This window comes from Pandoraea oxalativorans (genome assembly GCF_000972785.3).
GTDB classification, from domain to species: domain Bacteria; phylum Pseudomonadota; class Gammaproteobacteria; order Burkholderiales; family Burkholderiaceae; genus Pandoraea; species Pandoraea oxalativorans.
In genome coordinates this window covers 346,185-367,172 of the sequence record NZ_CP011253.3, presented here as the reverse complement: position 1 = coordinate 367,172, position 20,988 = coordinate 346,185, and the positions used below count along the sequence as shown (strand labels likewise).

17 protein-coding genes and 1 pseudogene are annotated in these 20,988 nt (G+C 62.5%); 9 read left to right on the top strand and 9 right to left on the bottom strand.

The genetic code is table 11. The features are described from left to right. Window positions 1-113: 113 nt before the first annotated feature. The 4 genes from MB84_RS01635 to MB84_RS01620 all read right to left on the bottom strand — a co-directional run bounded on the left by MB84_RS01635 (window position 114) and on the right by MB84_RS01620 (window position 4,087). Complete coding sequence (locus MB84_RS01635) at window positions 114-395, bottom strand: DUF1653 domain-containing protein (protein WP_046290503.1); 282 nt, start codon at window positions 393-395, stop codon at window positions 114-116. Window positions 396-504: 109 nt separating this feature from the next. Then, a complete protein-coding gene (locus MB84_RS01630) occupies window positions 505-1,296 on the bottom strand; it encodes a bestrophin-like domain (protein WP_046290502.1) in 792 nt (263 codons plus the stop codon). Between the two features lie 222 nt (window positions 1,297-1,518). Beyond that, window positions 1,519-2,016 (bottom strand): GNAT family N-acetyltransferase, encoded by a 498-nt coding sequence (locus tag MB84_RS01625; protein WP_046290501.1) that lies wholly within the window; start codon window positions 2,014-2,016, stop codon window positions 1,519-1,521. Continuing rightward, window positions 2,003-4,087 carry an ATP-dependent helicase gene (locus MB84_RS01620; protein WP_046290500.1) on the bottom strand — a complete coding sequence of 695 codons (2,085 nt, stop codon included), beginning with the start codon at window positions 4,085-4,087 and terminating at the stop codon, window positions 2,003-2,005. Before MB84_RS01620 ends, MB84_RS01625 begins: the two co-directional genes overlap by 14 nt. 254 nt (window positions 4,088-4,341) lie before the next feature. Here MB84_RS01620 and MB84_RS01615 point away from each other — a divergent pair, with 254 nt between their 5' ends. From MB84_RS01615 to MB84_RS01605, 3 genes are all read left to right on the top strand, one after another. After that, window positions 4,342-5,280, top strand: a complete 939-nt coding sequence (locus tag MB84_RS01615) for a DUF72 domain-containing protein (RefSeq protein WP_046290499.1) — start codon at window positions 4,342-4,344, stop codon at window positions 5,278-5,280. Between the two features lie 197 nt (window positions 5,281-5,477). Then, window positions 5,478-6,050 (top strand): hypothetical protein, encoded by a 573-nt coding sequence (locus MB84_RS01610; protein WP_046290498.1) that lies wholly within the window; start codon window positions 5,478-5,480, stop codon window positions 6,048-6,050. 2 nt (window positions 6,051-6,052) lie between these two features. After that, window positions 6,053-6,586 (top strand): hypothetical protein, encoded by a 534-nt coding sequence (locus MB84_RS01605; RefSeq protein ID WP_046290497.1) that lies wholly within the window; start codon window positions 6,053-6,055, stop codon window positions 6,584-6,586. Window positions 6,587-6,656: 70 nt separating this feature from the next. Here the strand turns inward: MB84_RS01605 and MB84_RS01600 are convergent, their stop codons facing one another. From MB84_RS01600 to MB84_RS01585, 4 genes and pseudogenes are all read right to left on the bottom strand, one after another. Next, entirely contained in the window at window positions 6,657-8,126 is a 1,470-nt protein-coding gene (locus tag MB84_RS01600; RefSeq protein ID WP_046290496.1) for a catalase, read from the bottom strand. 254 nt (window positions 8,127-8,380) lie between these two features. Next, a pseudogene (locus MB84_RS01595) lies at window positions 8,381-9,538 on the bottom strand (cysteine desulfurase family protein); the annotation flags it as partial. Window positions 9,539-9,680: 142 nt separating this feature from the next. Then, window positions 9,681-11,189 carry a sensor histidine kinase gene (locus tag MB84_RS01590; protein WP_046290494.1) on the bottom strand — a complete coding sequence of 503 codons (1,509 nt, stop codon included), beginning with the start codon at window positions 11,187-11,189 and terminating at the stop codon, window positions 9,681-9,683. Window positions 11,190-11,211: 22 nt separating this feature from the next. Beyond that, window positions 11,212-11,910 (bottom strand): response regulator, encoded by a 699-nt coding sequence (locus MB84_RS01585; protein WP_046290493.1) that lies wholly within the window; start codon window positions 11,908-11,910, stop codon window positions 11,212-11,214. Between the two features lie 144 nt (window positions 11,911-12,054). Between MB84_RS01585 and MB84_RS01580 the strand changes: the two genes are divergently transcribed. The 4 genes from MB84_RS01580 (at window position 12,055) to MB84_RS01565 (ending at window position 17,336) form a co-directional block, all read left to right on the top strand. Next, complete coding sequence (locus MB84_RS01580) at window positions 12,055-13,170, top strand: ABC transporter substrate-binding protein (RefSeq protein WP_046290492.1); 1,116 nt, start codon at window positions 12,055-12,057, stop codon at window positions 13,168-13,170. Window positions 13,171-13,353: 183 nt separating this feature from the next. After that, window positions 13,354-15,117, top strand: coding sequence for an ABC transporter permease (locus MB84_RS01575; RefSeq protein ID WP_046290491.1), 1,764 nt, complete (start codon window positions 13,354-13,356; stop codon window positions 15,115-15,117). Then, entirely contained in the window at window positions 15,110-16,180 is a 1,071-nt protein-coding gene (locus tag MB84_RS01570) for an ABC transporter ATP-binding protein (RefSeq protein WP_046290490.1), read from the top strand. The genes MB84_RS01575 and MB84_RS01570 overlap by 8 nt, the downstream gene beginning before the upstream one ends. Window positions 16,181-16,262: 82 nt before the next feature. Beyond that, a complete protein-coding gene (locus MB84_RS01565; RefSeq protein WP_084009555.1) occupies window positions 16,263-17,336 on the top strand; it encodes a porin in 1,074 nt (357 codons plus the stop codon). A 177-nt stretch (window positions 17,337-17,513) separates the two neighbouring features. On the opposite strand, the gene MB84_RS01560 is transcribed toward MB84_RS01565, so the two are convergent. Continuing rightward, window positions 17,514-18,611 carry a saccharopine dehydrogenase family protein gene (locus MB84_RS01560; protein ID WP_046290488.1) on the bottom strand — a complete coding sequence of 366 codons (1,098 nt, stop codon included), beginning with the start codon at window positions 18,609-18,611 and terminating at the stop codon, window positions 17,514-17,516. Window positions 18,612-19,044: 433 nt separating this feature from the next. On the opposite strand from MB84_RS01560, the gene MB84_RS01555 reads away from it, so the two are divergent. Both MB84_RS01555 and MB84_RS01550 read left to right on the top strand, forming a co-directional pair. After that, window positions 19,045-19,515 (top strand): transglycosylase SLT domain-containing protein, encoded by a 471-nt coding sequence (locus tag MB84_RS01555; RefSeq protein WP_046290487.1) that lies wholly within the window; start codon window positions 19,045-19,047, stop codon window positions 19,513-19,515. A 263-nt stretch (window positions 19,516-19,778) separates the two neighbouring features. Beyond that, window positions 19,779-20,936: a porin gene (locus tag MB84_RS01550; protein ID WP_046290486.1), complete on the top strand. Its 1,158-nt coding sequence runs from the start codon at window positions 19,779-19,781 to the stop codon at window positions 20,934-20,936. Window positions 20,937-20,988 lie beyond the last annotated feature (52 nt).

Here is a 20,988-nt window from a genome sequence, read left to right as displayed (position 1 = left end):
GCGTCCTGAGAGGGGCTAGGTGCCGGAAATACCGGCGGTTCGGGTGAGTTCTGTCAGTTGAGAGGTCGGGCCATCGCCATACGGTCTTCGACGGTGCGCAGCGAGCGAATCCGTCACGCCGCCGGCGTCGTATGACCGATGTACGTGAAGCGCGGCACCGGGCCGCTCTCGGTCATCACCGGTTCGTTCCAGATGCGCAGCAGCCGCGTGCTCATCGGCAAGCCCTCACGCGGATAGAGCCGTGTGTAGACGACGACAGGTTCGTTCGTCTCGTCGGCACGGGCAATGCCGAGCGCGAGATAGCAATTCCCCTTGTAGTGACGGTAGACACCGGGGCGAAACGCCTCGATTTCGGGCGTCGATTCCGCCGACGCCGCTGGCACATTCGACAACATCGTTCTCTTCTCCTGCATTCCTGCCTACGACTGCCGCGCGCAGCCGCGCCTGCGACACCCTGCGCGAGCGTCGAGTGCCGACGCTTCAATGCCTCGGGGCGTCAGGACCTCAGCGCGGCACCACGATTCCCACCGACTTCGCCAATGGCGCGGGCGAAATACCCGAGGCCCCACGAAACGGCTCATCCAGATTCACGATCAGTGCGACCACCATGCCGATCGCGCCCATGTGAATCGCGATGATGAGATTGCTTTTCCACGTCCCCGGATAACGGCCGTTCATCGCCATCGCCGCGAGCAGGAACAACGAGATGACCCACCAGAACATGCCCGGCACCGTCTTCGTCGCGTTTTCGAACCGCCCCTGTCTCGCCTCTTCGAGCCGATCCAGCAACGTACGAATCGAACTCGCGCTGTCTTCATGCCGCGCAATGACGCGCCGCGTGGCGCCGACAAACGCCGTCAGCGCAGATTCGGTGCTCGGCGAAAGATCCGGATCGGCGGTACTCAGCGTTTTCCATTCGTCCGTGACGGCGGAGCTCACGTAGCCGCGCAGCAGCACACGTGCCGACTGCGCTTCGGCATCGCCCACCGCTTTCAGCTCACGATCAAGGCGCCGCACCACGGACGCTTCGTGCAACGCCTGATCGTCGGCATGACCAAGATTGGCCCGCACGTCGGTCAACACGTGGGCGAGCACAAAGACGATGAATGCCAGCAGGCTCCCGTGGACCACATCGGCCACCGTGCCGCGCACCTCCGTCGGGTCGGCAAGACGGTCGAACAGCATGACACGCGCGAGCCAGGCGACGACAACGGCAAGCAATGCCGTGCCGAGCGCCAGGCCGACGAGCAATAGCCCCGTCGGCAGCAACGTCATCCGATCCACCATCCATTGCATCCCTGTCTCCCGGCATCTGCATCGTCGCGACGACAATGCCACGACAACCCCACGACAACCCATTTCTGCGGTATCCCTCGGGCAGCGTGAGCGCAATGCTCCGCCGCCGATGCGGCGACTATACCTGATGCACGGAAGACGGCAACTTTAGAAAATTTCCGCGCCTGACATCGGAAACGTGACGAAAGATTTCGCGACACCGCGCGACGCAGAAGACCGCACCTAAAGCGCTTTCGTGAGCAGTACCGTGGTGAAGCCGCTGTCCCACGCCTCGTCGGGATAGGTAGCCACTTCGCAATACCCGCAGCGGATATAGAACGCGCGGCTCTGCACGTTGAACGTGTCGGTTTCAAGTCGTGCAAGCGGGTGGCCAAGCGACCGCATTTTCGCTTCCGCGTGCGCGAGCAGCAACGCACCGACACCGCGTCGCTGCTGCGACGGCGTCACGTGCAGGGCATCGATGAAATCGCCCACCACGTGCACCATGCCGACGATATCGTCATCCGACGCAATCGGCACAGCCACCACGAATTCAGGCCAATGTGCCTGCACATAGGCTCGCGTGCGTTCACCGGAGGCGAATGCCGCCGCCACCTCCGGACGCAGCATCGGCGCCCATGTCGTGCGATACGTCTGCATGAGAAGGTGCGTCACCGCATCGACATCGGACGCACGCGCCTCGCGCAGCACGATGTCCGGACAACGTTCAGGACCAGGCATTGCGAAGCTTCCTTGCGACGTCGATGTGCACCGCGACGTCGCCAACCGGCCCGCGCGGCACATCGTCCTCGCGCGGCTTCGGGAAAATGTCGTACAGCGGCAGCATCTTGTCGGACACGAAACGGCTGCGCGTGCCGTACACGTGGCGATCGCCCAGTCCGGTTTGCTGGTGGACGTAGAACCGCTGCGGCACAACGAGTTGCAGCGACTCTTTTGCACGCGTCATGGCCACATAGAGCAGACGTCGCTCTTCCTCGATGTCTTCTTCGTCACCGGTGCTCATATCGGAGGGGATACAGCCATCGACCACGTTGAGCACGTACACCGAACGCCACTCCTGCCCCTTGGCACTGTGAATCGTCGACAGGATCAGGTAATCCTCGTCGAGGAGCGGCGGACCGGATTGCGCACTCGTAGCGTCGGGTGGATCGAGCGTCAGCTCGGTCAGGAATTGCTCGCGCGAGCCGTACGTGTTGGCGATACGCGCGAGTTGTTCGAGATCGGCCTGACGCACGACGGCGTCGTCGAAACGTTGGGTGAGCAGCGGTGCGTACCAGCGCAGCGCCAGGTCCACGTCCGCCGGCCACGCCAGCCGTGCGTCGTGCAGCGTCATGAAGACTTCGACGAACGCTCGCCACTGCGTCGCGGCACCCGACGGTGGCCTGAACTCGACCAGCACCTGCGCGGGTGTCGCGGACTGCGCCATGGCATCGAGCAACCGCGTGGCGCTCACAGGCCCGATACCGGGGACCAACTGCGCAACGCGAAAACCCGACAACCGGCTCGCCGGGTTATGCGCCCATCGCAGGATCGACAGCATGTCCTTCACGTGCGCCGCTTCGAGAAACTTCAACCCGCCGAACTTCACGAAGGGAATATTGCGACGCGTGAGTTCCAGCTCCAGCGCCGCGCTGTGACTGCCCGTGCGAAACAGCACGGCCTGTTGCGTGAGTCGCGTGCCGGTCTCACGTTGCGCCAGCACCTGATCGGCGACCCAGCGCGCCTGCCCCGATTCGTCGCTCACATTGACGAGTTGCGGCAGTCGCTCCGATGCCCGGTCCGTCCACAACGCCTTCGCATAACGCTCGTTCGACTCGGCGATCACAGCGTTGGACGCATCGAGAATCGGCTGCGTCGACCGGTAATTGCGCTCCAGCGTCACCACGTGCGCCGACTCGGCGAACTGGCCCGGGAAATCGAGGATGTTGCGGATCGTCGCCGCGCGAAACGCGTAGATCGATTGCGCGTCGTCGCCCACGACGGTCAGGCCGCGCCCGTCCGGTTTCATCGAGAGAAGAATCTGCGCCTGCAAGCGATTGGTGTCCTGATACTCATCGACGAGCACATGATCGAAGCGGGCATCGAGTTCGCGCGCTAGTTCCGGTGCGCCCATCGTCTCGGCCCAATACAGCAGCAGGTCGTCGTAGTCGAGCACGTGCTGCGCTTGTTTCGCGTCGACATAACCGCCGAAAAGCTGCTTGAGTTGCGCTTCCCATTGCGCACACCAAGGGAAATGCCTGGCGAGCACTTCGGCCAGCGGCGCCTGACTGTTCACCACGCGCGAATAAATCGACAGACACGTGCCTTTGAGCGGGAAACGCGACTGCGTCGCGGAAAAACCAAGGTCGTGCCGGACCAACCCGAGCAGGTCCTCGGCGTCGCTGCGGTCATGGATGGTGAACGCGTCCGATAGCCCGATACGCGGCGCGAAATCGCGCAGCAACCGTGCGCCGATCGCATGGAACGTACCTGCCCACGGCAGCGACGGCGGTTGTGTCGACGACAACCCCAGCACCTTCTGCAATACGGCCCCCACGCGCCGCTCCATCTCCCCGGCGGCACGTCGCGAGAAGGTGAGCAGCAGGATCCGGTTGGGGTCTGCGCCGCGCACGATCAGATTCGCGACCCGGTGCGCGAGCGTACTCGTCTTGCCGGACCCCGCCCCGGCAATCACGAGCAACGGACCGCCGGGTGCGCCATCGTCGCCTACACCGAAGTCGACGGCTTCACGCTGACGGTCGTTGAGTTCGGCCCACGGATCGCGGGCGGCGGCAGACGGGTGTTCTGACATGCGGGTTGGCGAATGAACGGCTGTAAAACGGTCGATGACCGACAGGAATAGGGGCTAAAGCAAGGGCAAAAGCAAGCAAACAAGCTAGGCCGCGCAGCGCCTCGCTGGCATCGATCGGGTTTAGGTACGCTCAAAGAGTACTGTATATTTATACATTATAACGATGGGTTTTGCGCCCATCGAGCCCCTTGCGAAATTCGGATGAATCCTCGCTGTCACCCGCTTCGACAGCCCGCCCCCCGCCCACGGCCCCTATGACAATCCGCACCGGCACGTCGTCCTGGACCGATCCCACGCTCATCGCGTGCGGACGGTTCTACCCACCGGGCGTCGATACCCCGGCCGCGCGCCTGCGCCACTACGCATCGAAGTTCGATCTAGTCGAGGTCGACAGCAGTTACTACCGATTGCCCGACGCCGACATCGCCTGGCGGTGGACACAGCGCACGCCCCCCGCCTTTCGCTTTCACATCAAGGCGTTTCGCGCCTTTACCGGGCACAACACGCCCCTCGCCGCGTTGCCGTCCGATATCGCGCAGGCGTTACCGTCACGTGACGCTCAACACCAGCGCCCATCGCCGGACAGCGCACAAATCGCCGCCGCCGACCTTCCCGTCGAGTTGCGTGACGAGTTGTGGCGACGCTATCTCGAAGGCGTCGAGCCGTTGCGCCAAAGCGGGCAACTGACGGCCATCCACTTCCAGTTCTCGCCAAGGGTGAAGAACGACCGCGCCGGACGTGCCCTCGTGTTCGAGACGGCGCGACGACTAGACGGCGAGCGCCACGCGATCGAATTTCGCCACCGCAGCTGGTTCGATACGCCATCGCGCGAGGCGGCCACCCTCGCCATGCTGCGCGAGACGGGCGCGGCGCACACCATCGTCGACAGCCCCGCCGGGTTCGACAACACCGTGCCCGCCGTGTGGGCCACGACGCGCGACGACCTGTGCGTCGTGCGTCTGCACGGACGCAATGCCGCTGCATGGAACCGCGGGAGCATAACAGCCTCATCGGGTCGCTTCGTCTACGAGTACAGCGCGAGTGAATTGATCGACATTTCAGCGCGTGTCGAACGGATCGCCGCGCTCGCCGACGACACCCACGTGCTCTTCAACACCAATCACGAAGATCAGGGGATGAAGAACGCGTCTGCGTTTCAACGCGCACTCGCCGATCTGGCTCGCCTGCGTTAAGGACGAAGCGCTTTGCCGGAGGCGTGCCACCTGCGTGCCGCAGTGGCGATGCGATCAGGAAGCGCGCGCACTCTCCATAAGTGACATTTCTTGGGACGAAATGCCGAACCCGATCGGCGAATTCCGATAAATCGACCGCTTGCCACTTCTGCCCGGCCCGCGCCCCTAGAATCGCCCTCAGATTCACGGAGGACAGCATGGTGGCGGACAGGGAATATGTCGAACGGGTGAGGGATTACGGGTGGGAGGATATCGGCGATTTGTGGCAGAAAGTCCAGCAATGCTCAACGCCCGGATGGGACCCCGGAAAAGCGCTTGAGTATCTGGTGCTGAAGGGGTTTGAATTGAGCGGGGCACAAGTCAGATGGCCCTACAGCGTCGACCTTCTTGGAACAAAGAACGTTGAACAGATCGACGGGGTCGTGTACGTGGCCAACATTGCCGCGATGATTGAATGCAAAGACTATTCGACGCCCGCAAGTCGGGCGAGCCGGAAGTTGGCATACGGTCCCATTGCGAAATTGCAAGGACAACTCGCGCGGCGTCCTTCTGCGCTGATCGGCTGTCTGTTCACCACGGGAGAATTCAGTCGATCAACGCTTGCGTTGATCAACTTCACCAAACCATCAACCATCTTGTGCTGGACCGGTCACGACATCGACCATTGTGTCCGTCGAAAGGACTTCTGCGAAGCGCTGAAAAGCAAGCTTCGTGCGTGCATAGAAGATGCTACGCATTGCCGCATCTCACAAGATCACAACGGAGCGTGACTATGTTGAAGCGAAATATCGTGTGCCCATCATCGGACGGCGCAAAGCTTCTCAAAGCCTGGCTACCGCAACACGTTGTAGACTCGTCGATATTCTATCTGAGCAAGAGTCAGACGCTCGCCGACTGCCATGCCGCCCCAATCCTCCGGGAGAACGAACTACAACTTCTGCTGATTCGCAACGCCTATACCTATCATGAGGAACTGATACTGGACATGGAGGGCGATTCAGAGGAGATGCTGTCTCTGTATTCGTCGGAGCGACGATTCGAGGTGGAGGTCGTAGCGCCCGCGCTTGAATGGATGCTCTTCGAGACACCGGAAATCTTCGAAGCCATCTTTCGCGACAGGGCCACGTCCCGGCTCCAGTTAATTGGTTCCTATGAGCCTGATCGAGCGATACGGGAAGCCGGGACAACCGTCGACGGCATCATTGCTCGCCTCAATGACAAGACTCGTGAACTGTTGCGCGCGACGCCCACGGCACAGCGAATCCTCAAGCGGATTACCCAGCTCGACGAGAAACCTTTCACATAAAAAAGCGAGGACGATGCAAAGCATCGTCACTCGCCGTCATCGGCATCGATACAGCATTACCAACTGCGCGTCACTTCTTCCCAGCCTTCACCGCCTGCTCGATCCGCGCGCCGACATCCGGATCGACCTGCTTCCAGTAGTCGAACGCGCGCTCCAGTACCGGACTGCGGACACCGCCGAGCAGCGCACCGGAGACCGTTTCGACGAGACGCGTACGGGCCGCTTCGTCGAACACGTTACGCACGAGGTCGCCCGGCTGCGAGAAGTCGTCATCGTCCTTGTGCAGCGTGTAGGCACTGCGGACCATGGCGCCGTCGGATTCCCAGCCGTCTTCGGCCGCACCTGTCTGATCGGCGTAGGGACGTCCACCGCTGTTGGGCACGTACACCGGGGCGTTACCGCTATGTTCGTAAGCCATGTGACCGTCGAACATATACGTCTGCACCGGCACCTTCGGGCGGTTCACCGGCAGTTGGTGGAAGTTGGTGCCGATGCGATTGCGCTGCGCGTCGTTATAGGCGAACGCACGGCCGAGCAGCATCTTGTCCGGCGACAGACCGATGCCCGGCACGGTGTTGCCCGGCGAGAACGCCGCTTGCTCGATCTGCGCGAAGAAGTTCTCCGGATTGCGGTTGAGCGTCATCTTGCCCACCTTGATCAGCGGATAGTCCTTGTGCGACCACGTCTTCGTCAGATCGAAGGGATTGAAGCGGTACTGCTTCGCGTCCGCGTACGGCATCACCTGCACCGACAGGATCCAGCTCGGGTTGTCGCCACGCGCAATGGCGTCGAACAGATCGCGACGGTGGAAATCGGCGTCCTGACCGGACATGGTCGCGGCTTCGGCATTGGAGAAGAACTCCATGCCCTGCTGCGTGTGGAAGTGATACTTGACCCAGAATTTCTCGCCACTGGCGTTAACCCACATGTAGGTATGCGAACCATATCCGTTCATGTGACGCCAGGTGCGCGGCAAACCGCGGTCGCCCATCAGGTAGGTCACCTGATGCGCGGACTCCGGATTGTTCGTCCAGAAATCCCACTGCATGTGGTTGTCGCGCAGGCCCGAGTCCGGCAGACGCTTCTGGCTGCGAATGAAGTGCGGGAATTTCATCGGGTCGCGGACAAAGAAGACCGGGGTGTTGTTGCCAACGAGGTCGTAATTGCCTTCGTCGGTATAGAACTTGAGGGAGAAACCGCGCACGTCGCGCCAGGTATCGGGACTACCGGCTTCGCCCGCGACCGTGGAGAAACGCGCGAGCATGTCGCCCTTCGCGCCCTTCTTGAACAGCGACGCCTTGGTGTAACGGCTCACATCTTCCGTGGTTTCGAAAATGCCGAAGGCACCTGCGCCCTTGGCGTGCGGCTGGCGCTCGGGGACCTTCTCCCGGTTGAAGTGCGCCATTTGTTCGAGGAAATGAACGTCATGCAACAGGAGCGGGCCATCCGCGCCGACCGAAAGCGTGTTTCGGTCGCTTGCCGCCGGTGCACCGGCACCGGTCGTCGAGCCGGTGTCCGGACGGTCTTTCTCTTTGCTCATACATACCTCCGACATGAAGGTGGGTGGGGAGAGGGAAAGAATAGGAGTCAGCAATATCGCAAGTCGTTCAAAGCATAATACAAGACGGCGAAATGCACTCCCTGGCATCCGGCGCATTGAATATTCGTCGACTTGCGTTGGATCAACCGTCTCTGCCTATTCTTACGTCCCTCACCCCGCCTGTCGCGAGGTCTACAGCGTGGAAAACCCGTCAGGCACCGAAGGCGCTAACCGCGATGCCCCCAACGGTATTACGCCGCCAGCGCGCGGCACTGGCAAACCACGCGCGCGAAGCACGCAATCGCAAAATCGACGGACGCCTCGGAAGTAAATCGTCCAAGACTCAGACGCACGGTGCGCCTCGCCGCTTCGCTGTCCAAACCGATGGCGCTCAGCACGTGCGACGGTTGCCCGGACGCCGAATTGCACGCCGACGTGGACGACACCGCGAGATTGGCGTTGAGCATGAACGTGAAGAAACCGGGGTGGCGGATCGTCAGGCTGAGTGTATGGGGAATGCGGCGAGCATTCGCGGCGTTGTGCACCACGCCATCGAGGCCCCGCACACCGTCGAGCAGACGCTGGCTCAGCGCTTCGATACGAACGGTGTCGACCGTCATGTTTTGCATCGCCAACTCGCACGCCGTGCCCATGCCGACGATCTGATGCGTCGCCAGCGTGCCCGAGCGCAAACCGCGCTCGTGACCGCCACCGTGCATTTGCGGCGCGATGCGCGAAATTGCGTCTTTGCTCACATACAGAGCACCGATGCCCTTCGGGCCATAGACCTTGTGTGCCGACATCGACAGCATGTCGATGCCCATGGCCTTCACGTCGATGGGGGTCTTGCCGAGCGCCTGCGCGCCGTCCACATGGAGCAGTGCGCCTGCCGCATGCACCACCTTCGCGATGGCCGCCACGTCGGTCAGCGTCCCCAGTTCGTTGTTCACGAGCATGACCGACACCAGCCCCGTATCCGGACGCAGCGCCGCCGCCACGATGTCGGCCGTGATCTCGCCGGTCGTCGAGGGCTTCACATAGGTGACGGGCACACCGCGCTTTTCCAGACTCGCCATCGTATCGAGAATGGCCTTGTGTTCGAGCACGCTGGTGATCAGATGCGGGCGCGCATGTCCCAACTCTGCATAGCCCTTGAGCGCGAGATTGTTCGATTCGGTCGCGCCGGACGTCCAGACGATCTCGGCCGCATCGGCACCGATCAGCGATGCGACCTGCGAACGCGCGCGCTCCACAAGACGGCGGGCGCTCACACCTGCGGAATGCGAACTGGACGCGGGATTACCGAACACGCCGTCGATGCCCAGACAGTCGGCCATCGCCGCGATGACGGAGGCGTCCGCCGGCGTTGTCGCAGCGTAATCGAAGTAGTGAAGTGTTTCGTTCTCGCGCATGATGGGCCCCCGCCAAAAAAGAGTGCGTCGATCGTACGCGCGGCAACGGGGAAAAGGCTTGCAGAATTACCCTTCGTTATGCGGCTTCATGGAATATCCTTCCCACGGAATAGCATAAAGAGGAAATTTCATCCTTCGAAGGTTAGGCGGTCTCGTTTGCCGGGAATCGGACGGTGACTTCCAGACCTCCCCCCGGGGCTTCGCCCAGCGTCACGACGGCGTGATGTTTGCGCGCGATTTCCTTGACGATGGCGAGTCCGAGACCGGAGCCGTCGACGGTAGATTGGGTGAGCGCGGCGGACTCGCGACGATAGAAGCGTTCGAACACGGCGTCGCGCTCGTGCGCCGGGATGCCGGGGCCGTTGTCGACGACTTGAAGCGCCGGGCCGTCCAGGTTGTCGTGCCCGCCATTCGACGCTTGCGAAACGTTTGCAACGTCCGCACCGCCTCCACGGCCCGCCTGCCCACCGCGCCGCGTGCGCACGGTGATCGTCGCGCCATCCCCCGCATAGCGAATGGCGTTGTCGATCAGGTTGCCGCACAACTCGGCGAGCAACTCACGTTGCGCCAGCACCATCACGGCGCCATCGTTCTCGAAGCCGAGATCGATCCCGCGCGAGCGCGCCACCGGCGACCAGTCGAGTGTGACGCTGCGCGCCGCCTCATCGAGCCGGGTCGGCACCATCGCTACGGGCGGGCCGTCCTCCGCTTCCAGACGCGACAGCGAGAGCAACTGCCGCACGCTCTTCGCCGCCTGTTTCACCGCCTGATTGAGGCGTTCGACGCGCTCACGCGCCTGTGCGCTCAAGGACTCGCGCAGCGTCAGCTCGGACTCCGCCTGGATGATTGCCAGCGGCGTCTTCAACTGATGGGCGGCGTCCGCGAAGAAGCGTTGACGCGACGCCTGCATGCGCCCCACCCGTCCCACGTACTGGTTGATGGACTCGACGAGCGGCTTGACTTCGGTCGGCAGGTCGACGTTCTCGAGCGGCGTGGTGTCGTCCTCCTCTCGCGCGGCGACCTTGGCCGACAGTCGGTTGAGCGGACGCAGGCCGCGCGTCACCCCGAGCCACACGATCGCGAGCGCCAGCACCACCAGCAGCACTTCCTGCTGAAGCGCACCGGTCAGAATCTGGCGGGCAAGTTCGTGACGCGCCTCGGTCGTCTCGCCGACGACGATCCACGCGACGCGCGTCTTCGCGTTCGGTACGTCGTGCACCGGCAACTGAAGTGCGCCCATGCGCAACGTCTCACCGCGATACGTCGCGTCGTAGAAGGCCGTGTGATAGGGCTCCGGCGTGACTCCTGCGGGCGGCAACGGCAGATCGTGATAGCCGGTCACCGCCCGGCCGTCGTTATCGCCCCCTTGCGCGCCGTCGCCGCCCTCGCGAATCACGTAGTAGATCTTGCCGCCACGATCCGATTCGAACATCTCCAGCGCGAGATACGGCAGATTGACCTGGACCTCGCCGTCGATCAGTTGCGTGCCTTCGCGAATCGACTTGATCGAGAACTCCAGCGAGCGGTCGAACGCCGAGTTGGCTGCACTCATCGCGCGCTGATACGTCAGCCAGGTGTCGAGCGCGAGCAGTCCCAGCAACGGGAACAGCAGCCAGAGCGCCAGTTGACGGCGAAGATTCGGTTGCGGCATGACAGAGCGATGCGTCTGAAAATCAGTCGACAGAAGGTACTGGCGGGGCGAGATCGGTCTTCTCTTCAAGCAGATAACCCAGCCCGCGCAATGTGACGATCGCCACGCGACTGCCTTCGAGCTTCTTGCGCAGGCGGTAGACGTAGATCTCGATGGCGTCCGGATTCACGGACTCGTCGATACCGAAGAGCTTCTCCGAGAGCGCTTCCTTGTTGATGGCGCGTCCGCCTCGCAGAATCAGCACTTCGAGCACGGCGCGCTCACGCTTGGTCAGCGCAAGCAGCTCGCCATCGAGCCGGAAGCTGCGCTCAACGCCATCGAACACGAGCGGCCCGCACGTCACATCCGCGCTTTCGTGATGTTGAGAGCGACGGATCAGCGCGCGCGCCCGCGCTTCCAGTTCGTCGAGTTCGAACGGTTTTGAAAGATAATCGTCGGCCCCGAGATTGAGACCCTTGACACGGTCTTCGAGCGAGCCGTGTGCAGTGAGGATCAGCACGGGCACCCGGTTACGGCGCGCGCGCAGTCGGCGCAGGATCTCAAGCCCGTCCAGTCGCGGCAGCCCCAGATCGAGAATCACGAGCGAATATTCCTGTGTGCGCAGCACGTGATCGGCCGCTTCGCCGTCGTGCATGCAATCGACGGCGAAGTTCGCCTGCGTCAGCGCTTCGGAGAGCGATTTGGCCAGACTCGGATTGTCTTCGACAAGCAGGATGCGCATGAGAACTAGGGAAATCCATGACCCGAAAATCGGGGCTCAAGCCGGATTCGACACGAAATCGAAAGCGAATTGAAAGTTTCGGCAAATTAACATGCGCCACGCGAAAACGACAAACCCCTCGCAAGGGGTCTTCCGGAGGATGACATGAAGCAAACGATAACGCCCCGCGCCCTGCTCGCGACGACGACGCTCGGTGCAGCGCTCTTCACGGCAGCGCTCCCGGCCGCCCACGCTCAGGTGCCCGCCGGCTATCCGGCGAACTATCAGGCGACCATCGACGCCGCGAAGAAGGAAGGAAAACTGATCGTCTATTCGGTGACGGACACCGCGCTGGTGCGCCCGCTCATCAAGGACTTCGAGTCGATGTACGGCATCAAGGTCGAGTACAACGACATGAACAGCACGGAGTTGTACAACCGCTACATCAGCGAGTACGCCGCGCACAGCACCAGCGCCGACGTGCTCTGGAGCTCCGCCATGGACCTCCAGGTCAAGCTCGTGAACGACGGCACGATGGCGAGCTACGAATCGCCCGAAGCCGCCCACATTCCGCAATGGGCGCAGTACCAGAAGCAGGCCTACGGCACGACGTACGAGCCGCTCGCCATCGTCTACAACAAGCGTCTGTTGCCTGCGGGCGAAGTGCCGCAAACGCGCATGGAACTGATCAAGCTGCTGCAGACGAATGCGGCCAGATTCAAGGGCAAGGTCACCACCTACGACATCGAAAAGTCGGGCGTGGGCTTCAACTATCTGACACAGGATGCACGCGTGAACCCGGAAGTGACGTGGGAACTCGTCGGCGCAATGGGTGCACTCAACCCCAAGCTGCAATCGAGCACGGGCGCAATGATGGAGCGCATCTCGTCGGGTGAAAACCTGATCGGCTACAACATTCTCGGCTCGTATGCGTTCGCCAAGGCGAAGAAGGATCCGTCCATCGGCTACGTCTATCCGCGCGACTACACGCAGGTCGTGAGCCGTCTTGTGACGATCTCGAAGCAGTCGAAGAACCCGAACGCAGCCAAGCTGTGGGTCGACTATCTGCTCTCCAAGCGCGGCCAGACGCTGCTCGCCAATCAGGCCAACTTGTACTCGATCCGTGCGGACGTCGACGGCGAAACCTCCATGGCGAACCTCACGCAGCAACTCGGCGCAGCGCTCAAGCCGATCCCCATCGGCGCGGGCTTGCTCGTGTATCTGGATCAGTCCAAGCGCCTTGAATTCCTCAAGCGCTGGCAGCAGTCGATCAAGCGCTGATTCAATCGTCATAAGCGTCGATAAGCGCCCACCGAACCAGCCGCACCGTCTTCAGTTTTTCTAAGCCCCAGGCCTCAAGTCCGGCGGCCGCGCCCTCACCTCGTCTCATGACGACGTAACGCGCGGCCCGCCTCTGCCCAAGCCTTTCTCGATATGCGCCCTGCGGGGTGCAGGGAGACCCTCATGCTGTCGTCCTCTACTGCCAACCGCGCAGCGGCCCCTGTCGGCCGTCCGCCGACGGGCGCCGCCCCTCACGTCGCGGCCCCCTGGCGCGCGCTCGCGGCCACTTCGCGCTGGCTCGTCATCGCCGTGCTCACGATTGCGGTGTTGCTGCCCCTGTCGTTCATCGTGTTGCAGAGCCTGCTCTCCGCACCGTTCTTCGACGCCAGCCGCACGTTCGGCATCGACGGCTACCGCTTCATCTTCACCGATCCCGACTTCTGGTCGGCTGTGAAGAACTCTTTCATCATCGCGTTCGGGATGCTGTTCATCTCGATCCCGTTCGGCGGCATTCTCGCTTTCCTGATGGTGCGTACCGACCTGCCTGGCCGCCGCTGGCTCGAGCCGCTGCTGCTCACACCGGTGTTCGTCTCGCCGATGGTGCTTGCGTTCGGTTACGTGGTGGCGGCCGGTCCCGTCGGCTTCTACTCGGTCTGGTTCCGCGAACTGACGGGCCTCGACGCCCCGTGGTCGGTCTACTCGATCTTCGCGATCACTGTGATCGTCGGTCTCACGCACGTGCCGCACGTCTATCTGTACTCGTCGGCCGCACTGCGTAATCTCGGCTCCGACGTCGAAGAAGCCGCCCGCGTGGCCGGCGCCCGCCCGTTTCGCGTGGCGCTCGACGTGAGCCTGCCGATGACCATGCCTGCGCTGCTGTTTGCAGGCGTGCTCGTGTTCTTCCTCGGCTTCGAAGTCTTCGGTCTGCCGCTGGTGCTCGGCGATCCGGAGGGCCATCTGGTGCTTGCCACCTACCTCTACAAGCTGACCAACAAGCTCGGCGTGCCGTCGTATCACCTGATGGCGGCGGTAGCGATGTGCATCGTGGCCATCACCTTCCCGCTGGTGCTGTTGCAGCGACACCTCCTCAAGCGCGCTAACAAGTTCGTGACGGTCAAGGGCAAGGCGGGGCGTCAGACGGTGTTGCCGCTGGGCATCTGGCGCTGGGTCGCGCTGGCCATCGTGACCGTGTGGCTGATCGTGACGGTGTTCGTGCCGATCTCCGGCATCGTGCTGCGCTCGTTCGTCACGCACTGGGGCGAAGGCGTCGCGCTTGGCGAAGTGCTCACGCTCGCGAACTTCACCGAGCTGTTCGAGCAGGACAACCTCGTGCGCGCCATCGTCAACACGCTGGGCATCGGTGTGATCGGCGGCGCGCTGGCTGTCGGCTTCTACTCGCTCGTCGCCTTTGCCGGTCATCGCCGCAACGACTGGGCCGCGAAGCTGCTCGATTACCTCGTGCTGCTGCCGCGCGCCGTGCCGGGCCTGCTCGCCGGTCTGGCGTTCCTGTGGATCTTCCTGTTCGTGCCGGGACTGCGCGAACTGAAGAACTCGATGTGGAGCATCTGGGTGGCTTACACGGTGGTGTGGCTCGCCTACGGCATGCGCCTGATCCAGAGCGCGCTGCTGCAAGTCGGCCCCGAGCTGGAAGAGGCGGGGCGCAGCGTCGGCGGCACGCGCAGCCGCGTGAGCCTCGACGTCACGCTGCCGCTGGTGCGCTTTGGCCTGCTCGCTGCGTGGCTGCTCATCTTCATGATCTTCGAGCGCGAATACTCGACGGCCGTCTACCTGCTCTCGCCGGGCACGGAAGTCATCGGCTCGCTGCTCGTGTCGCTGTGGGCGACCGGCGCGGTCGATCAGGTCGCCGCGCTCTCTGTCATCAACATCGCGATGGTCGGCGCCGGTCTGGGCGTGGCGTTGCGCTTCGGAGTCAAATTGCATGGATAAGCTCATCGTCGACAATCTTTTTCTGAGCTACGGCGCCAACCCCATCCTCAAGGGCGTGTCGTTCGAACTCAAGGCCGGTGAAGTCGTGTGCCTTCTCGGCGCTTCGGGCAGCGGCAAGACCACTTTGCTGCGTGCCGTGGCTGGCCTCGAACAACCGTCGCAAGGCCGCATCGCGCTCGACGATCAGGTCTTCTTCGACGGCGCCAAAGGCATCGATTGCCCGGTCGAGCAACGCTCGCTCGGCCTAGTTTTCCAGTCGTACGCGCTGTGGCCGCACCGCACCGTGGCGGACAACGTCGGCTACGGGTTGAAGCTGCGCAAAGTGGGCGCGGCGGAGCGTCGCGAGCGGGTGCAGAACGCCCTCGATCAACTGGGCCTCGGTCATCTCGCCGAACGCTTCCCGTTCCAGCTCTCGGGCGGTCAGCAACAGCGCGTCGCCATTGCCCGCGCGCTCGTCTACAACCCGCCCGTCATTCTGCTCGACGAGCCGCTCTCGAACCTCGACGCCAAGCTGCGCGAAGAGGCCCGCGCATGGCTGCGCGAGCTGATCGTGTCGCTGGGTTTGTCGGCGCTGTGCGTCACGCACGACCAGACCGAAGCCATGGCGATGTCGGACCGCATTCTCTTGCTGCGCAACGGTCGCATCGAGCAGGAAGGCACACCGGCAGAACTGTACGGCTCACCGCGCTCGCTCTACACGGCGGAATTCATGGGAAGCAATAACCGCATCGACGCGACGGTCAGCGCTGTCGACGGCGATCTCGTCACCCTTGCGGGCGACGGCTTCGCATTACAAGCGCGCGCACGCGACACGCTCGCCCCGGGTCAGGACGCGCAGGCCCTCATTCGTCTGGAGCGCGTGCAGGTGGCCGATGGCCCGGGCCACAACCGCGTGAACGCCCAGCTCGTCACGTCGATGTATCTCGGCGACCGCTGGGAGTACCTCTTCCATTGCGGCGCGTTGCGCTTTCGCGCGTTCGGTCACGTCCCGCGCGAACCCGGCGACCACTGGGTGGAGTTTCCCGCGAATGACTGCTGGGCGTTCGCGCAATCGAACGGCTAAGGGAGATGTAGCCACGCTTTTCATGCGACGCGCGGGCGCTCTCCCGCGCAACACCACGAGAAAGAGAAGAGAGGAGACAACAATGAAACGAAGCAGTATGGCGCGCGCCGCCCTGATCGCTGTGGGTGCACTGGCCGCTCAGGCGCACGCCCAATCGAACGTGACGATTTACGGGATCGTCGACGCCGGTGTCGAGTATGTGAATCACGCCGCCGATAACGGCGGCGCAATGCGTGCGGTCTCGGGCGGCAAGAACACGTCGCGCTTCGGTTTCAAGGGCACGGAAGATCTGGGCGGCGATCTCAAGGCCGTGTTCAATCTCGAGAGCGGCATCAACGTCGTGAACGGCCAGTTCGACGACGGCCCCGGCGCGATCTTCGACCGCCGCGCCACCGTCGGTCTGTCGCACAAGATGTGGGGCCAGTTCACGCTCGGCCGCACGTTCACCACGACTTACGACTACATGCTCCAGTTCGACCCGATGGGCTATGCGCCGAACTACTCGTGGGCGACCAGCGCTACGGCCACCGGCGCACGCAAAGACGGTTTGTTCTCCCGCTCGGCCAACGCCGTGCGCTACGACGGCGAGTTCAACGGTCTGAAACTCGGCGCGATGTATGGCTTCGGCAACGTGGCCGACAGCATGAAGACGTCATCGAAGTACGACTTCGCCATCGGCTACGAGAACGGCCCGTTCGCCGTCGTCGCAACGTACGACCGTCAGAACGGCGCGGGCAACAGCGTCACGCCCGCCGACACGACGGACTACATTCAGGGGATTCACGCAGGCGTAAGCTACCGCTTTGGCGGGGCCAAGGTGATGGCCGGGTATCGCAACTACAAGAAGACGTTCGTGACCGCAGGCACCGCGTCGCTGCGCAGCGACATGTACTGGCTGGGCGCATCGTATGACTTCACCCCGGCGTTCGCCCTGTATGGCGCGATCTACCATCAGGACATCAAGGACGCGAGCGACGCCGATCCGACGCTCATCTCCCTGCGCGCGCAATATGCAATGTCCAAGCGCACGGCGCTGTATCTGTCCGGCGGCTATGCCTTCGCGAAGCACGGCCAGAAGGTCAGCCTTTCACGCGACCTGACGGGTGCAGCCGATACGCAGGTCGGCGTAACCGCGGGCATTCAGCATCGCTTCTAAAGCGCCGTAACGACGTTTCGCATCGCTTCAAAACGCATTACATCGCTTTACACCGCTTCAAACCTCTTCGCATTCGCGTCAGCCAATGCGTTTCCTCAACGACGGCCCGCCGCTGGCGGGGCGCACCGCTTGTCGGGCCGTCGTGCTTTTTTCCGTCGCCTGGTGACATCCGCAACGTCAGGAAAGCGATTCGATATGCGTCGAGTGCGCGTAGACCTGCCCGAAACGATTCGCCAGAAAATCCGGCAAAGCGATCTGTTCCTGACGCACGAACCCGCGCTGCGGGAGTTGCTTCGCGAAGAACATGTCGACGGCCGCGCAAATGGCCGACGCCGTCGTGATCTGGATGGCGCTCGCGCTGTGTCCGTTATTGCGTTCCGCGAAGATCTTGCGTGCGAACACTTCCTGCGTGAGCACGCCGCGACGAAGTCCGTTCACCACCACAAAGATGAGCACCACATCCTGCAAAGTGCTCGGAATCGCGCGTTTGAGAATCGTCTTGATCGTTTCCTGATCGTCCTTCAGACGCAGCTCGTTCAACAGCACCTTCATCAGCGCACCGTGCCCCGGATAGCGCACCGACTTGTAGTCGAGATCGCGCACGCGCCCGGCCAGCGTTTCGCATAACGTGCCGAGACCGCCCGAGGTATTGAAAGCCTCGTATTCCACGCCGTCGAGCGAGAAGTGTTCGAGGTCTTCCAGCGGCTGCACACTCAGGCGCGCGCCATCGCGAATTGCCTCGCACGGCTGACAGTACTCGTTGATCAGCCCGTCGACGCTCCACGTCAGGTTGTACTTCAGCGAGTTGGTCGGAAAGGCGGGCAGCGCACCCACGCGCATCTTCACCGAGTCGACGCGGTCGAACGCCGCCGCGAGATGATGCGCTGCAATCGCGATGAAGCCCGGTGCGAGGCCGCATTGCGGCATCAGCGCTGTCGATGCACCTTCGGCCAGTTGCGCAATCGCGTGCGTGGCCGCCACGTCTTCGGTCAGATCGAAGTAGTGGCAGCCCGCCGCCACGGCGGCGGTTGCCGCGCTCGTGGCCATCGTGTACGGCAAGGCGTTGACGACGGCGTCGAAACCGGTGAGCGCGCGTTGCAGCGAGCCAGTGTCGTTGCCGGTGAGTTCGACGAATGCGTGCGCATAGTCGCGCACCGCTTCATAGGACTGCGCGCTCCGGTCGAATACCGTCACCCGGTAATCGCCGCTGTCGTGCAGCAAACGCGCGATGGTCTGGCCGATATGTCCCGCACCCAGCAAGGCGATCTTCTTCATGTTTTTCCCCATTCAGGAATGCCGGTCGACGCGTCGTCACGGTTTGCCGCGCGACGCGGTATGCCTCAATTCTAGGGAGAGCGCATGATGAAATGTAGCGTTAATTCGTCAATAACCACTCTATATATGACGATATGTCGTGTATTTAAACTCATATCGTCATAGCGAAGACGCCGCGCCACGATAAACACGTTGAACCTGAAAGTTCACGCACGGCGCGCGCACGAATGAGCGCGTTCTGAAAGCCGAAGCGGCACGCGCTTCTCGATAATCTCGTCCACCCGCGCGGTCGTAGCACTGTCAGGAGTCTCTATTTGTCGTCCGCTCCGATCTCCCAACTACTTCGTCCTCCGCGTCTCGTTCGCCCTGTTCGTCCCTGCGTCTTCAACGGCGAAGACCATCGTCTATGGCGTCCGGGCATGCACACCACCTTATGAATCTGTTCGCCTGCGCCGCAGCAGCGGTCGTCGTTGCGCTCATGTCAGCCCCCGCGCAAGCGGACTGTTGGGACGTCGCCGCCGATCGCTACCATCTCGATCCGCTGCTGCTGTACGCCATCGCACAAGTCGAATCGAATCTCGACGTGAACGCCAGCAACGTCAACCGCAACGGCACGCACGATATCGGGCTGATGCAGATCAACAGCGCCCACCTGCCGACGCTCTCCCGCTACGGCCTGACCGAGCGCCGATTGCGTGAAGACGCCTGTGCGTCGATCGTCACCGGCGCGTGGATTCTCGCGGGTTTCGTGCGTCAGTATGGGTATGGCTGGGAAGCCGTGGGCGCGTATAACGCTGGCGGCGGTGAGGCACGCGCCACGCTGCGCCGGCGCTACGCCGACAAGGTTCGCAAGCGCTATGCGGTGCTGGTGGCCGAGCGTGAAAGGCTTGCGACGCTGCGGTGACGTTCTTGCGCAAGCGGTCTGCACGTTGGACCTCTTGCGGATTCCTTTTTACGGCATTCATGTGTCATGAAAATGAATTTGAGGACATTCGCGGAAAAGTGCCGCGATGCGTTGCATCGAGCAGACATGACGCGTCTCTTTTCGTTAATACACCTATGTAATTTAAGCCTCGTTCGATATAGTTCGGCCCGAACCCACGGGGCGCCCATCCACAGGCGAAGGGTTCGAATTGATTAATAAGTTATCGATAGAGGATTCGACCGATGAAAAAGACGCAACTGGCCGCCGCACTGGCTGGCGCGATCGCAGCCGCTGCAGCAGGTACTGTGCATGCGCAAAGCAACGTTTCGCTGTATGGCGTTCTCGATGGCGGGCTGGCCTACGTGAGCAACGTCGGCGGTAGCAAGAACTTCACGACGGCCGACGGCCTGCAATCGGGTAACCGCTGGGGCCTGAAGGGTTCGGAAGATCTGGGCGGCGGCACGTCGGCCATCTTCACCCTGGAGAACGGCTTCAACATCACGAACGGGGCACTGGGTCAGGGCAGCCGTGAGTTCGGTCGTCAGGCATTCGTCGGTCTGTCGAACAAGACGTTCGGTAGCGTGACCATCGGTCGTCAGTACGACTCCGTGGTGGACTTTGTGAGCGGCCTGACATCCGCCAAGCAGTTCGCAACCAAGCTCGGTGCTCACGTCGGCGACGTTGACAACCTGTACAACTCGTTCCGCATCAACAACTCGATCAAGTACACGAGCGCCAACTACGCCGGCTTCTCGTTCGGCGGCCTGTATGGCTTCTCGAACCAGGCAAGCAGCAGCACGGCTGGCAGCGGCTTCGCGAACAACCGCGCATGGAGCCTGGGGGCGAGCTACGCCAACGGCCCGTTCAAGTTCGGTATCGGCTACCTGGAAGTCGGCACGCCGAACGGCGCGAACACCGGCGGCGCAGTGGCTGGCGACTACAGCGGCGACTTCTACTCGGCCAAGGTCGGCACGGCAACGGTCGGCGTGGACAAGCAGCGCGTGTTCGCCACGGGCGGCAGCTACAAGTTCGGTCCGGCCAACGTTGGCTTCGTCTACAGCAACACGCAGCTGAAATACGTTGGCGGCACGGGCGCACGCGTATCGAACTACGAACTGAACGGCACATACAACCTGACGCCGTCGCTGCTGCTGGGCCTGTCGTACACGTACACGGACGCCAGCACGCGTAGCGCCACGCTCGCCAACCTGAGCCCGAAGTACCACCAGGTCAACGCCGCAGTGGACTATCTGCTCTCGAAGCGTACCGACGTGTACCTGGTCGGTATCTATCAAAAGGCAGCGGGCGACGCCACGGCCGCATCGATCAACGGTGCGGGCGGTGCGTCGAGCACGAAGACGCAGACGGCCGTGATCTCGGGCCTGCGCCACAAGTTCTAAGCCAAACGCTTCGCGAGACGTTTAGCCGTTGATTTTGAGTACTCCAGTATTT

Coding starts and splice junctions, on each gene's coding strand:
- MB84_RS01635 (WP_046290503.1), bottom strand. CDS start 395: ATGTTGTCGAATGTGCCAGCGGCGTCGGCGGAATCGACGCCCGAAATC.
- MB84_RS01630 (WP_046290502.1), bottom strand. CDS start 1,296: ATGCAATGGATGGTGGATCGGATGACGTTGCTGCCGACGGGGCTATTG.
- MB84_RS01625 (WP_046290501.1), bottom strand. CDS start 2,016: ATGCCTGGTCCTGAACGTTGTCCGGACATCGTGCTGCGCGAGGCGCGT.
- MB84_RS01620 (WP_046290500.1), bottom strand. CDS start 4,087: ATGTCAGAACACCCGTCTGCCGCCGCCCGCGATCCGTGGGCCGAACTC.
- MB84_RS01615 (WP_046290499.1), top strand. CDS start 4,342: ATGACAATCCGCACCGGCACGTCGTCCTGGACCGATCCCACGCTCATC.
- MB84_RS01610 (WP_046290498.1), top strand. CDS start 5,478: ATGGTGGCGGACAGGGAATATGTCGAACGGGTGAGGGATTACGGGTGG.
- MB84_RS01605 (WP_046290497.1), top strand. CDS start 6,053: ATGTTGAAGCGAAATATCGTGTGCCCATCATCGGACGGCGCAAAGCTT.
- MB84_RS01600 (WP_046290496.1), bottom strand. CDS start 8,126: ATGAGCAAAGAGAAAGACCGTCCGGACACCGGCTCGACGACCGGTGCC.
- MB84_RS01590 (WP_046290494.1), bottom strand. CDS start 11,189: ATGCCGCAACCGAATCTTCGCCGTCAACTGGCGCTCTGGCTGCTGTTC.
- MB84_RS01585 (WP_046290493.1), bottom strand. CDS start 11,910: ATGCGCATCCTGCTTGTCGAAGACAATCCGAGTCTGGCCAAATCGCTC.
- MB84_RS01580 (WP_046290492.1), top strand. CDS start 12,055: ATGAAGCAAACGATAACGCCCCGCGCCCTGCTCGCGACGACGACGCTC.
- MB84_RS01575 (WP_046290491.1), top strand. CDS start 13,354: ATGCTGTCGTCCTCTACTGCCAACCGCGCAGCGGCCCCTGTCGGCCGT.
- MB84_RS01570 (WP_046290490.1), top strand. CDS start 15,110: ATGGATAAGCTCATCGTCGACAATCTTTTTCTGAGCTACGGCGCCAAC.
- MB84_RS01565 (WP_084009555.1), top strand. CDS start 16,263: ATGAAACGAAGCAGTATGGCGCGCGCCGCCCTGATCGCTGTGGGTGCA.
- MB84_RS01560 (WP_046290488.1), bottom strand. CDS start 18,611: ATGAAGAAGATCGCCTTGCTGGGTGCGGGACATATCGGCCAGACCATC.
- MB84_RS01555 (WP_046290487.1), top strand. CDS start 19,045: ATGAATCTGTTCGCCTGCGCCGCAGCAGCGGTCGTCGTTGCGCTCATG.
- MB84_RS01550 (WP_046290486.1), top strand. CDS start 19,779: ATGAAAAAGACGCAACTGGCCGCCGCACTGGCTGGCGCGATCGCAGCC.